Genomic DNA, 12,659 nt, shown 5'->3' with positions numbered 1-12,659 from the left:
ATGAATCAGGACAATCTGATCGAAATCCGCGACCTGGCCGTCGAATTCGGCATCGGTGATCGCGTGCAACGGGTGGTCGAAGGCGTGAGTTTCGACATCAAGCGCGGCGAAACCCTGGCGCTGGTGGGCGAGTCAGGCTCGGGCAAGTCGGTTACGGCGCATTCGATCCTGCGCCTGCTGCCCTACCCGCTGGCGCGGCATCCGGCCGGCAGCATCAATTATTCCGGGCAGAACCTGCTGGAGCTGAGTGAAAAGACCATTCGTCATATCCGTGGCAACCGGATCGCGATGATTTTTCAGGAGCCGATGACCTCGCTAAACCCGCTGCACTCGATCGAGAAGCAGATCAACGAGGTGCTGGGCATCCACAAGGGCCTGACCGGCAAGGTCGCGACCAAGCGTACGCTGGAGTTGCTGGAGATGGTCGGCATCCCCGAGCCGCACAAGCGCCTCAAGGCCCTGCCCCACGAATTGTCTGGCGGCCAGCGTCAGCGGGTGATGATCGCCATGGCCTTGGCCAACGAGCCGGAACTGCTGATTGCCGACGAACCGACCACTGCGCTGGACGTGACCGTTCAGCTGAAAATCCTCGACCTGCTCAAGGAATTGCAGGCTCGATTGGGCATGGCGCTGTTACTGATCAGTCACGATTTGAACCTCGTGCGAAGAATTGCGCATCGTGTATGTGTCATGCAGCGCGGTTGCATCGTCGAACAGGCATCGTGCGAAGAGCTGTTCCGTTCGCCGCAGCATCCGTACACTCGGGAACTGCTTGGCGCGGAGCCCAGCGGAGGCCCGGCGAGCAATAAAATCGGGGCGCCGCTGCTTGAGGTCGAGGATCTGAAAGTCTGGTTCCCGATCAAGAAAGGCCTGCTCAAGCGCACGGTGGATCACGTCAAGGCAGTGGACGGCATCAATTTCAGCCTGCCCCAGGGTCAGACCCTGGGGATCGTGGGGGAAAGCGGTTCCGGTAAATCCACCCTGGGTCTGGCGATCCTGCGATTGATCGGCAGCCAGGGCGGGATCCGTTTTGAGGGCAAGCAGCTAGACTGCCTGACGCAAAGCGAAGTCCGGCCGTTGCGCCGGGAGATGCAGGTGGTGTTTCAGGATCCGTTTGGCAGCCTGAGCCCGCGGATGTGCGTGAATGACATCGTTGGCGAAGGCCTGCGGATCCACAGGATGGGCACCGCCGCCGAGCAGGAAGCGGCAATTATTGCGGCATTGAAGGAGGTAGGTCTGGATCCGGAAACCCGGCACCGCTACCCCCACGAATTTTCCGGTGGGCAGCGGCAGCGTATCGCCATTGCCCGGGCCCTGGTGCTCAAACCGGCGCTGATCCTGCTGGACGAGCCGACTTCGGCCCTCGACCGGACGGTGCAGCGGCAAGTGGTGGAGCTGTTGCGTTCACTGCAAGCCAAGTACAACCTGACGTATTTGTTCATCAGCCATGACCTGGCTGTCGTCAAAGCGCTGAGCCACCAGTTGATGGTGGTCAAGCATGGCCAAGTGGTCGAACAGGGAGACGCGCAAAGTATCTTTGCCGCCCCCCAACATCCGTATACACAGCAGTTGCTGGAGGCCGCTTTCCTGGCACCAGCTACTGCGCAATAACCTGAAAGAGGAGCAACACATGGGTTTTCTCGCCGGTAAGCGCGTACTGATCGTCGGTGTCGCCAGCAAGCTGTCCATCGCATCCGGCATCGCTGCCGCCATGCATCGCGAGGGCGCTGAGCTTGCCTTCACTTATCAGAACGACAAACTGAAAGGTCGCGTCGAAGAGTTCGCACAGGGCTGGGGTTCGAGCCCTGAGCTGTGCTTCCCGTGCGACGTGGCCAGCGATGAAGAAATCGCCAAGGTCTTCGAAGAACTGAGCAAGAAGTGGGACGGCCTGGACTGCATCGTGCACTCCGTCGGCTTCGCCCCGGGCGACCAACTGGACGGCGACTTCACCGAAGCCACCACCCGTGAAGGCTTCCGCATCGCTCACGACATCAGCGCCTACAGCTTCGTGGCCCTGGCCAAAGCCGGTCGCGAAATGATGAAAGGCCGCAACGGCAGCCTGCTGACCCTGTCCTACCTGGGCGCCGAGCGCACCATGCCGAACTACAACGTGATGGGCATGGCCAAGGCTTCGCTGGAAGCCGGCGTGCGTTACCTGGCCGGCTCCCTGGGCCCGGACGGCACCCGCGTCAACTGCGTATCGGCCGGCCCGATCCGCACCCTGGCCGCTTCCGGCATCAAGAACTTCCGCAAGATGCTGGCCGCCAACGAAGCGCAAACCCCGCTGCGCCGCAACGTCACCATCGAAGAAGTCGGCAACGCCGGCGCCTTCCTGTGCTCCGACCTGGCGTCGGGCATCAGCGGTGAAATCATGTACGTGGACGGCGGCTTCAACACCACCGCCATGGGCAACATTGAAGAGTGATCTTCGGCTAGGCGATAAAAACCGCCTGCTCTGGCGAATGCCAATCAGTTAAGCCTCGTTGCTTGACCCTTGGCCGCAAGAAATCAAAATCCGATGCCTGAATAGGCATCGGATTTTTTTATGCGTTTGGCTCGGGCATTGGAGCTGACCCACAACTTCGTCTCGACTCCCGATTCCCTCTAGGGATTGGACTCGTTGCTTGACCCCTCTCTGGTCGAGCAGGCCTTGGAACACGAAACAATCAACCTAAAACACCAAACACTTTTGCTTCCGGTGTGCCATCCGATGAGTGTTCATCGGTGGCAATAATGATTCGGCTGGTATTGTTTTGAATAACGCAGTCGCGCATACGCCCCTCGAGCCGCTGAGCAATGCCACCGTTACCGAACCCGGTATCGGGCTGCCCATTTTCAAGAAGTCGCAAACAATACATCTGTGAGCCACGAGCACCTGAATGTCCCGTTACAACAATCTTTTCATCCGCCTGCACAACAACACCTCCAATGACAATGTATCTCGGGTCCAGATCCACCAAACGAGGCGCACCATTGTTGAAGGTCGGATCAAGCACGCCGTTACGCTCGAATCGCAGGATCGCGAGGCGTTTTTCACCATTGGCGATACCAACCATAGTACTCATGACAATTTTATTGCCGCTCACCGCCAGCCTGCCGAACTGACTTTCTTGGTCGTATTCCCAGACCCCCTTGTCAGCGAAGGTTGTTTTCGGTGTTCCATCCCGGTTATAGCTGGCCAGGACAGCCCTGGAATGAATTTGGTTGTCAGATATACGTTTGATTGATCCCAACAGAACAAATCCTCCATCCGGCAACGCGGCGATGCCTTCGACTTGTGAGTACTCGCCTTTGAATCTCACCTCAAGTTTGCCGGCAACGCCAAAGCTCAAATCAGGATTACCACCCGTGTCATAACAGCGGACAACCCCCACTCGATCAACAGTTCCGCCAGCCGAATCAGCCTCAGTGAAACTTTGCACCAGCAAGACTACCCCGTCGGCAAGAATGCATCCCTCTGCAATATCAGTGACAACGCTATGACCTGGAGGAAGAGGATCAACAGGCAAAGGAAAGTTCTTTGTTCCGAAAACCAGATCCGAGCTTCCTGAAGAATTGAATCGTGAAATCGCTGCCAACCTGCCAAAACTTGGGCCGACTTCACCTACGACCAGGAACTTGCCGTCGGGTTGAATCAGAATGCTGGACGCCGCACAATTTCCAGTTTTAAGGAATGACCAGTCGAAAGAGGTGAACACAGGGTCGTCGGAACCGTCAGCCCTGGCTTGGTTTATCCGCACTGAATTATTGTCGGCACTGATTACATAAAGCAGCTTGTCTGTGCCTATGTTTGCGACACTGAAACATGCCCCCTCACCTGCCTCTATTTTTCCCTGATTGGCAAAAAGTACGTCTAACTCTCCAGATGTCTGCTGTGAATTGATGGGCACATTCATGGCAACTCCCTCAGCGGCTATATTCCTGCCTGAGATATAGCGAGAGCGCTCTCCCTACAACGCGGAATGTTCAATTTGACCATACCGACCTTAGCTTTGATCCTTGCCAAAAACCACTGTCAAATATGCCAGTTGACTTTCGTTGAATAGCAATGCAATCCACCGGCCATCCGACTATTGAGGCGCCAGTCTTCTGCGTGCAGACAATTTTCAAACACCTGCCGACTTCAATTTCTTTGCTCATCAATTGGTGATTCACCTGGCGCCGGAGAACGCCTCGCAGGAAGCCGCGCATACAACTTGAAATAAGCCTGCTGTGGGAGCGAGCCTGCTTGCGATGACGCCAGCACTAACAACGCTTCAAAGCCTGCTTGTGCGCATACATCGCCTCATCCGCGTCCGCCAACAGCTTATCCACGGTGTCATGGCGCTGCGGGTTGTATTCGATCTGGCCGACGCTGAAGCGAATCGCGTAGCCGCGGTGCAACGTGGCATTGCGCTCTTCGAGGATTTCCTTGAGTCTCGCCATGATCGCCGTGGTTTCGACATGGCTCGACCCGGTCAGCAACGCCACGAACTCATCACCGCCCAGCCGTCCCACCACATCGCTCTCGCGAAAGGCGATGCGCAGCACATCGGCGAAAGTCTTGAGCGCGCTGTCGCCCTCGGCATGGCCATAAAGGTCGTTGATCTGCTTGAAATCATTGAGGTCGAAAAACAGCAGCGTCGCCGGTCTTTCCAGCCGCGCGCAGGCGTCCAGCGCGTGCTGGGCGAGCATCTTGAAGCCGCGACGGTTGGACAGCAGCGTCAGCTCGTCCATGCTCGCCATCTGCACGGCCATCAGTTCCTGCTCGGCCATGCCGGCCAGATCGCGCAACAGGGCGCGCTCCTCTTCGTCGAGGTCACGGGGCCGGGTGTCGATCAGGCACAAGGTGCCCATCTTGTTGCCGTTGGGCACGGTCAGCGGATACCCGGCGTAGAAGCGGATGTTCGGATCACCGATCACCAGCGGATTATCGTGAAAGCGCTCGTCCTCGCGGGCGTCGGGCACCAGCAGCAGCTCGTCCTGAAGAATCGCATGAGCGCAGAACGAGACATCCCGTGGGGTTTCAGTGACGCCCAGGCCCACGCAGGACTTGAACCATTGTCGATCCTTGTCCACCAGCGTGACCAGCGCGATCGGCACGTTGAACAGCCGCTTGGCCAGTCGCGTCAGCCGGTCGAAGCGCTCTTCCGGTGCGGAATCGAGCAATTTCAAATCTTGCAGTACTTGAACTCGGACAGCTTCATTGGCAGGTTTGCCGGGTACCAGCATCACACACTCCTTTGTCGTCGATGCAGTTGAGCGTAGCCCGAATCAGCGATGACTCAACCTCTCATCCGCCGGCCACCGGACACGGCCCGCCTGCATCGGCCCAAAGCTTGAACTGGGTCACGAAGATATCGTGCGGCACCGGCACCGGCGCGCGCCCTGCCCCGGGATTCCAGCCCCAGAGCACCAGTTTGTCCTCGCTGACGTGTTTGATCAGCGCGGCGAAATCCCGGTCACCGTTGCTGGCGCGATCCTTGATCATTGCGCACAAACGATCCGGCGGCAGACCGATCCAGGCCATTTTGTGGGCGGCCGGCGGCAGGCTCCAGTGCGGCGCGCCCGGTGGCGCATGGGGGCCGTAACTGGCCGGCGGATTGCTTTCAGCGTGGCAGGTGGCGCAGGGCAAACCGGCGGCGCCCTTGCCGTCCATGCCGCGTACCACGTTCATCGCGTGGGGGATGCCGGCGTCGAACTGCAACGGCGAATCGCCGGGAATGTGACAATTCTGGCAGCGCGGGCTCTGGAAGACTTTCTGCACCGTGCCGAAAGCTTTCAAGGCTTCCTGATCGTCGGCAAACAGATCCGACGCGTAACCGCCCAGCCCAAGCAGAATCACCGTGCCCAACAACAGATGTCGTTTCATCTCACACCCCCGACATTTGCAGTGGCAGTTCCCGCAGGCGCTGCCCGGTCAGGGCGAACACTGCGTTGGCCACCGCCGGCGCCGTGGGCGGCACACCGGCCTCGCCGATGCCGCCGGGTTTCTCGCTGCTCGGCACGATGTGTACCTCGACCAGCGGCATTTCATTGAGCCGCAACACCTGATAGTCGTGATAGTTGGACTGCACGACATGGCCGTCCTTGAGGGTCAGTTTGCTGTGCAGCGCCATGCCCAGGCCGAAGGTGATGCACGACTCCATCTGCGCCGCGATGCTCTGCGGGTTGACCGCAATTCCGCAGTCCACCGCACAGACCACCCGGTGTACGCGGATCGCCAGATTGTCCTGGGACACCTCGGCCACTTGCGCCACATAACTGCCGAACGACTCATGCACCGCCACGCCCAGCGCATGGCCGTCCGGCAGCGGCGCTTTCCAGTTGGCCTTCTCCACCGCCAGGTTCAGCACGCCGAGATGCCGGGCATGATCCTTGAGCAGCGTTCGTCGGTACTCCACCGGATCCTTGCCCGCCGCCGTGGCCATTTCATCGATCAGCGATTCCATGACAAACGCGGTATGGCTATGGCCCACCGAACGCAGCCAGAGCACGTTGATCCCGGTGGTCGGCGAGTGCAGATCAACCTGATGATGGGCCAGGCCCTTGATGTACGGGCTGTCGGAAACGCCCTCGACCGAGGTCTGGTCGACGCCGTTCTTGACCATGGTTTTCTCGAGCATGGTGCCGGCCATGATCGACTGCCCGACCAGCACGTGCTGCCAGGCCAGCGGCAGGCCGTCGGCGCCGAGGCCGATCTTCGCCTGATGCAGAAACATCGAACGGTAGTAACCACCGCGAATATCGTCTTCGCGCGACCACACGGTTTTCACCGGCATCGCAGCTGCCTTGGCCACTTGCACCGCTTCGGCGACAAAGTCCGAGGTCGGGTTGGCTCGGCGACCAAAACCACCACCGAGAAATTCGGTGTGAATCTCCACCTGCTCCGGCTTGAGCCCGGTGATCTTGCCGGCAACCATCTGATCCAGCGTCTGGAACTGGGTGCCGGTCCAGATCTCGCACTTGTCGGCGCTGATCTTCACCGTGCAGTTCAGCGGCTCCATCGGCGCGTGGGCCAGGTACGGCACGCTGTATTCGACGTCGATCTTCTTCGCTGCCTTGCCGAAATTGCCCTTGGCATCGCCGGCCTGCGCCGCCGAGGTGCCCGGCGTGGCCGCCAGTTTGCGGAAACTCGCCAACAACTTTTCACTGCTCAGATCAGCGTTCGGCCCCAGGTCCCAATCGACCTTCAACGCATCGCGACCGAGCTTCGCCGCCCAGTAATGCTCGGCGACCACCGCCACACCGGTCGGCACTTGCACCACTTTGTGCACGCCGGGGATCGCCAACGCCTCAGCGCCTTCAAAGGATTTCACCGTGGCGCCGAACGCCGGCGCCCGCGCGACCATCGCGGTCATCAATCCGTCGAACTGCACGTCCATGCCGAATTTGGCGCGACCGGTGATTTTTTCCGGGGTGTCGAGGCGTTTGGTGGGTTTGCCGATGACTTTCCAGTCCTTGGCTTCCTTGAAGGTGATCGACTTCGGATCCGGCACCGGCAGTTGCCCGGCGGCGTCCGCCAGTTCGCCGTAGGTGGCGCGGTTGTCGCCGGCAATCACCACGCCGGATTCGGTGCGAATCGTCGACGGTGCCACATTGAAACGCTTGGCCGCCGCTTCGATCAGCATCTGCCGCGCGGTGGCGCCGGCGAGCCGGTAGCGGTCGAACTCCATCCAGGTTGAAGTGGAGCCGCCGGTAATCTGCATCCCGCCAAACGCAGGCATGCCGTAATCGGCAGCCGAAGCCGGGGAATGCTCGACGCGGATCTTCGACCAGTCGGCGTCCAGCTCTTCGGCGATCAACATGGTCAGGCCGGTCCAGATGCCCTGGCCCATTTCCGAATGGCCGAGCAGCACAGTGACGCTGTTATCTGCCGCGATGCGCAGGAACGCGTTCGGCGCAAAGACCTTGCCTTCGTTCTCGGCCGCCATGGCGAACCGGTTGCCGCCAGGCACCACGAACGCCACCACCAGACCACCGCCAAGCACGGCGCTGCCCTTGAGAAATCCGCGACGGGATACAGGACTGTTCATCACCCACCTCCCCTCGTTCAGCCGATGTCGGCAGCACGTTTGACCGCCGCGCGGATTCTTGGGTACGTGCCGCAGCGGCAGATGTTGCCGGAGAGCGCCTGATCGATATCGCTGTCGGTGGGTTTGGGGATTTTCGCCAGCAACGCGGCGGCGGACATGATCTGCCCGGACTGGCAGTAGCCGCATTGCACCACGTCCAGTTCGGCCCAGGCCTGCTGCACCGGGTGCGAACCGTCGCTGGACAGGCCTTCGATGGTGAGGATTTTCTGGCCATGGGCGACGGCCGTGGCCGGGGTGATGCAGGAGCGCAGCGGTGCGCCATCGACGTGCACGGTGCAGGCACCGCACTGGGCCATGCCGCAGCCGAATTTGGTACCGGTCAGGTGCGCGACATCGCGCAGGACCCAGAGCAACGGCATGTCCGCGGGGACATCGAGCTCCTGATCCTTGCCATTGATGTTCAAGGTCAGCATCGGGGACTTCCTCAGACTCACAGTGTTCTGAAGGGCGCTGCTACGGCCATCGTTGGCGGTGCGCGCCTCGGCTTATCCCTTTCAGCTAAGCGCATTTTTACCCGACGACCAGCCGCCGCGACCACCGGTCATCCGGCACCGTTCGGAAAATCATCGATCAGGGTGTCGTTTTTGCTCCTACAGTTGATACCGCTTGTCACCGCAAAAACTGCCCTTTCACACTTTCCAGGAGTCGCGAACATGGGATTTGTCACAACGAAAGACGGCGTCGAAATCTTCTACAAGGACTGGGGACCCAAGGACGCCCCGGTCATTCACTTCCACCACGGCTGGCCGCTGAGCGCGGACGACTGGGATGCGCAGATGCTGTTCTTCCTGGCGCAGGGATTCAGGGTCGTGGCCCACGATCGACGGGGCCACGGACGTTCGAGCCAGGTCTGGGACGGCCACGACATGGATCACTACGCCGATGATGTGGCGGCGGTGGTCAATCATCTGGGGACGCAGAAAGCCGTGCATGTGGGCCACTCCACCGGTGGCGGCGAAGTGATTCACTACATCGCCCGGCATGGCGAGGATCGGGTATCGAAAGCCGCGATCATCAGCGCCGTGCCACCGCTGATGGTGAAAACCGACAGCAGCCCCGGTGGTTTGCCCAAGTCGGTGTTCGACGATCTTCAGGCGCAACTGGCAGCCAATCGCGCGCAGTTCTATCGCGACGTGCCCAGCGGGCCGTTTTACGGCTACAACCGCCCCGGCGCCAAGCCATCGGAAGGGATCATTGCGAACTGGTGGCGCCAAGGCATGATCGGCAGCGCCAAAGCTCACTACGACGGCATCGTTGCCTTTTCCCAGACCGACTTCACCGCCGACCTCAAAAGCATCTCGATCCCGGTGCTGGTCATGCACGGCGACGACGACCAGATCGTGCCCTATGAAAACGCCGGCGTGCTGTCGGCGAAACTGCTGAAAAACAGCACGCTGAAGATCTATCCGGGCTTCCCCCACGGGATGCCGACCACCGAGGCTGCGACGATCAACGCGGATCTGCTGGCGTTCATTCGCGGCTGATCATACCCGCCGGGGTCAGGCGCCCTGCCTGACCCCGGCTATTCTTCGGTTCGCCCCGTTCTCTCACGATCGCGCACGTAGTGTCTGGCCAATGGAAAGGCCGGTAGCCACGACTCGCGACGCACCGTCCACAGCTCGTACGTGGGCTGGAATTGATCCGGTGCATCCAGCGCGCCGAGATTGACCTCGACTTCATCGCCGCTGCGGCCGAACACCGACGAGCCACAGCGCGGACAGAAATGCCGCCCCGCATAGTCACGGGTTTCACCGCTGATCGTCACAGCATCCTCGGGAAAGATCGCCGACGCGGCAAACAGCGCGCCCTGGTGTTTGCGGCAGTCAAGACAATGGCAAACGCCAACCCTGTAGGGTCGCCCCGACGCCTCGATCCGCACCTCGCCGCACAGACAACCGCCGGTCAATCGGTCCATGGGACACCTCCGCCTGAAAATGGAATATCCGGTGAGTGAAAATAGCAGCCCATTGGGGGAACGCTTACAATCGTGGCCCTTTAACACTATCCAGGCAGACCTGTCCTTTCATGGCGCTCGATCCTCTCACGATGCTCACCATTTCCACCGCCCTGGCCGCGGCGGCCGCCCTGTATCTGGCGGTCGAATGGCGCAGTATCCGCGAATCTTCCCTGCTGTTCTGGAGCGCCGGTTTCGCCACCATCACCGTCGGCTCGAGCCTGGCCCTGTTGCGCGCCAATGGTTATCCGCTGATCGGCATCTGGTTCGCCAACGGCCTGCTGGTGGTCGCGCACTGGCTGTTTCTGCTGGGAGTCGCGCGGTTTACCCAGCAGCGCTTGTCGCGGGCCTGGTACCTGATGTTCCTGCTCTGGCTGGCGTTGCTGCTGTTACCGGAAGATCCGTCGTGGTCGAAGATCATGCTGATGGCCAACTCGCTGCTGGTGGCCGCGCCGATGCTGCGGGCCAGCCTGTTGCTGCGCCCTCATGGCAAGTCGTTGAGCGTCGGCGCGGTGCAGTTGCGTTATGTGTTGCTGATCCACGGCGCGTTCTATTTCATCAAGGCGATCATCGCGGTGATTCCCGGCACGCTGATCGATCTGGCGTCGCTGCGCGGCGAGATCATTCAGATTTCCCTGGTCGAAGGCGCGATGGCGATCATGCTGATCGCTCTATCGATGACCGGCACCGAGCGCTACCGGCGGGAAAAACAGATTGCCGAACTGGCCGCCCGGGATCCGCTGACCGCGCTGTACAACCGCCGCGCCCTGGAAGTCCGCGCGCCGCGTCTGCTCGACGAAGTCTCCAGCGCCCGCCCCGGCGCGCTGCTGCTGATCGACATCGACAATTTCAAACTGATCAACGACCTGTACGGCCACACCGCCGGCGACCGGTTACTTATCGCCCTCAGCGAAATGATCCGCGCGGTGCTGCCCAAAGGCGCACTGGCAGCGCGGTTGGGCGGTGACGAATTCGTGATGCTGCTGGGTGATGCGTCCCACGCACAGATCATGGATCTGGGCTGTGCGCTGCGTGAGCAGTTTCAGCAGATGACTTCCCAGACCTACACCACCCCGCAGGCCGTCACCCTGAGCATCGGCGCCAAGGTGTTCGATCAGCCGCCGGCCAGCCTCGCGGCGTTGATCGAACAGGGCGACAGCGCGCTCTACGAATCCAAGCGCGGCGGTCGTAACCGGATTCAGCTGGCCGACTACACCTGACCTATCCTTGCCTGCATCCCGCGATCCCGGAGTCCGTCATGTCCTCGCCTGAATCCACCCTCCTCCAGAGCTGGCAGCACAACGCCCGGGCCTGGACCGAAGCCGTGCGCAGCGGCGCCATTGAGAGTCGCCGGCAGGTGACCGATCAGGCCATTCTGCTGGCGGTAATGGGGCGTCAGCCGGAGCGCGTGCTCGACCTGGGATGCGGCGAAGGCTGGCTGTTGCGGGCGCTGGCCGAGCGAGGACTCGAGGCGGTCGGCGTAGACGGTGATCCGACGCTGGTCGAGGCCGCGCGAACGGCAGGTTCACCGTCCGTGCATGTCGCGAGCTACGAAGAATTGGGTGAAACGAAGGTCGACATTGGCCGCGATTACGACCTGATCTGCGCCAATTTTTCCCTGCTGCATCAGGACATCATTCCACTGCTCGCGGCGATGAATGCCCTGCTCGTGCCGGGCGGTGCACTGGTGATCCAGACGCTGCATCCGTGGTCGGCGGCCGCCGGTGATTATCAGGACGGCTGGCGGGAAGAAACCTTCGACGGACTCCAGGGCGATTGGCAGCCGATGCCGTGGTATTTCCGCACCTTGTCCAGCTGGCTCAATGCGCTGGACATGGCCGGCCTGCAGTTGACCGGCCTGCGCGAGCCGCAGCATCCGCAAAGCCCGGTGCCGCAGTCGTTGCTGATGATTGCCGAGCGTCGCGGGTAAACCCTGGAGCCTCGGCTTGACTCGCAGCAACCGACCATTCGGCCCGTTGCGCTGCCAGCCGACCACAGACTGACTACGCTATTAATCCAGCGTGTCCAACCTGCCGAGGATGACTGCCATGCAACGCTTTCAAAAGCTGACGCCGTGCCTGTGGTTCGACGATCAGGCCGAAGCGGCGGCGAAGTTCTACTGCTCGATCTTCGATCATTCGAAAATCACCGCCCTCACCCACTACAGCAAGGTCGGCCAGGAATTCCACGGCCGCCCGGAAGGCTCGGTGATGACCGTCAGTTTCGAACTCGACGGCCAGACCTTCACCGGACTCAACGGCGGCCCGGTGTTCACGTTCAACGAGGCGATTTCGTTTCAGGTCAATTGCCAGAACCAGGAGGAAGTCGACCATTTCTGGGGCAACCTCAGCGCCGGCGGGCCGGTGCAAGCGCAGCAATGCGGCTGGCTCAAGGACCGGTTCGGCGTGTCGTGGCAGATCGTGCCGGTGGCGTTCATGCACATGATGACCGACCCCGACCAGACCAAAGTCCAACGGGCAATGCAGGCCATGTTCGGGATGAAAAAACTCGACATCGCCGAACTGGAACGAGCCTTCGCCGGCCAGAGCTAAGCCGCTGAACGCAGCCAACCGCTCATCGGGAATCCACGTAACCTGTCAGATATGACAGGTGTTTTTGATCTGACGGTG

Annotated in this window: 12 protein-coding genes and 1 pseudogene; 7 read left to right on the top strand and 6 right to left on the bottom strand. The window is 60.8% G+C overall.

What is annotated here, in order from left to right; translation table 11 throughout:
- Window positions 1-1,611 (top strand): ABC transporter ATP-binding protein, encoded by a 1,611-nt coding sequence (locus ACM6JM_RS01785; RefSeq protein WP_039770818.1) that lies wholly within the window; start codon window positions 1-3, stop codon window positions 1,609-1,611.
- A gap of 19 nt (window positions 1,612-1,630) precedes the next feature.
- Window positions 1,631-2,425, top strand: a complete 795-nt coding sequence (gene fabI / locus ACM6JM_RS01780) for an enoyl-ACP reductase FabI (protein ID WP_003202751.1) — start codon at window positions 1,631-1,633, stop codon at window positions 2,423-2,425.
- Between the two features lie 241 nt (window positions 2,426-2,666).
- Here the strand turns inward: fabI and ACM6JM_RS01775 are convergent, their stop codons facing one another.
- The gene (locus tag ACM6JM_RS01775) at window positions 2,667-3,896 is read right to left on the bottom strand and encodes a hypothetical protein (RefSeq protein ID WP_414881217.1); all 1,230 of its coding nucleotides are present in this window, start codon (window positions 3,894-3,896) and stop codon (window positions 2,667-2,669) included.
- Window positions 3,897-4,119: 223 nt separating this feature from the next.
- Here ACM6JM_RS01775 and ACM6JM_RS01770 point away from each other — a divergent pair.
- Window positions 4,120-4,194 (top strand): annotated as a pseudogene (locus tag ACM6JM_RS01770) (glyoxalase); the annotation flags it as partial.
- A gap of 51 nt (window positions 4,195-4,245) precedes the next feature.
- Here the strand turns inward: ACM6JM_RS01770 and ACM6JM_RS01765 are convergent.
- From ACM6JM_RS01765 to ACM6JM_RS01750, 4 genes are all read right to left on the bottom strand, one after another.
- The gene (locus ACM6JM_RS01765; protein WP_414881216.1) at window positions 4,246-5,211 is read right to left on the bottom strand and encodes a diguanylate cyclase domain-containing protein; all 966 of its coding nucleotides are present in this window, start codon (window positions 5,209-5,211) and stop codon (window positions 4,246-4,248) included.
- 61 nt (window positions 5,212-5,272) lie between these two features.
- Window positions 5,273-5,851, bottom strand: a complete 579-nt coding sequence (locus ACM6JM_RS01760; protein WP_085667806.1) for a hypothetical protein — start codon at window positions 5,849-5,851, stop codon at window positions 5,273-5,275.
- A gap of 1 nt (window position 5,852) precedes the next feature.
- On the bottom strand, window positions 5,853-8,015 hold the full coding sequence (locus ACM6JM_RS01755) for a xanthine dehydrogenase family protein molybdopterin-binding subunit (protein WP_074687855.1): 2,163 nt from the start codon (window positions 8,013-8,015) through the stop codon (window positions 5,853-5,855).
- A gap of 17 nt (window positions 8,016-8,032) precedes the next feature.
- Window positions 8,033-8,488, bottom strand: coding sequence for a (2Fe-2S)-binding protein (locus tag ACM6JM_RS01750; RefSeq protein ID WP_007956954.1), 456 nt, complete (start codon window positions 8,486-8,488; stop codon window positions 8,033-8,035).
- A gap of 240 nt (window positions 8,489-8,728) precedes the next feature.
- Between ACM6JM_RS01750 and ACM6JM_RS01745 the strand changes: the two genes are divergently transcribed.
- A complete protein-coding gene (locus ACM6JM_RS01745) occupies window positions 8,729-9,559 on the top strand; it encodes an alpha/beta fold hydrolase (protein ID WP_039770835.1) in 831 nt (276 codons plus the stop codon).
- Between the two features lie 38 nt (window positions 9,560-9,597).
- On the opposite strand, the gene ACM6JM_RS01740 is transcribed toward ACM6JM_RS01745, so the two are convergent.
- Window positions 9,598-9,990 (bottom strand): GFA family protein, encoded by a 393-nt coding sequence (locus ACM6JM_RS01740; protein WP_039770837.1) that lies wholly within the window; start codon window positions 9,988-9,990, stop codon window positions 9,598-9,600.
- A gap of 110 nt (window positions 9,991-10,100) precedes the next feature.
- On the opposite strand from ACM6JM_RS01740, the gene ACM6JM_RS01735 reads away from it, so the two are divergent.
- The 3 genes from ACM6JM_RS01735 (at window position 10,101) to ACM6JM_RS01725 (ending at window position 12,581) form a co-directional block, all read left to right on the top strand.
- On the top strand, window positions 10,101-11,249 hold the full coding sequence (locus ACM6JM_RS01735; RefSeq protein ID WP_414881215.1) for a GGDEF domain-containing protein: 1,149 nt from the start codon (window positions 10,101-10,103) through the stop codon (window positions 11,247-11,249).
- Window positions 11,250-11,287: 38 nt separating this feature from the next.
- Window positions 11,288-11,959 (top strand): class I SAM-dependent methyltransferase, encoded by a 672-nt coding sequence (locus tag ACM6JM_RS01730; RefSeq protein ID WP_414881214.1) that lies wholly within the window; start codon window positions 11,288-11,290, stop codon window positions 11,957-11,959.
- Between the two features lie 118 nt (window positions 11,960-12,077).
- Window positions 12,078-12,581 carry a VOC family protein gene (locus ACM6JM_RS01725; RefSeq protein WP_039770842.1) on the top strand — a complete coding sequence of 168 codons (504 nt, stop codon included), beginning with the start codon at window positions 12,078-12,080 and terminating at the stop codon, window positions 12,579-12,581.
- The last annotated feature ends 78 nt before the right edge of the window (window positions 12,582-12,659 follow it).

This window comes from Pseudomonas sp. IT-P2, assembly GCF_949767575.1.
Lineage (GTDB): Bacteria > Pseudomonadota > Gammaproteobacteria > Pseudomonadales > Pseudomonadaceae > Aquipseudomonas > Aquipseudomonas pharyngis.
This window is presented reverse-complemented; position numbering and strand designations above follow the sequence as displayed.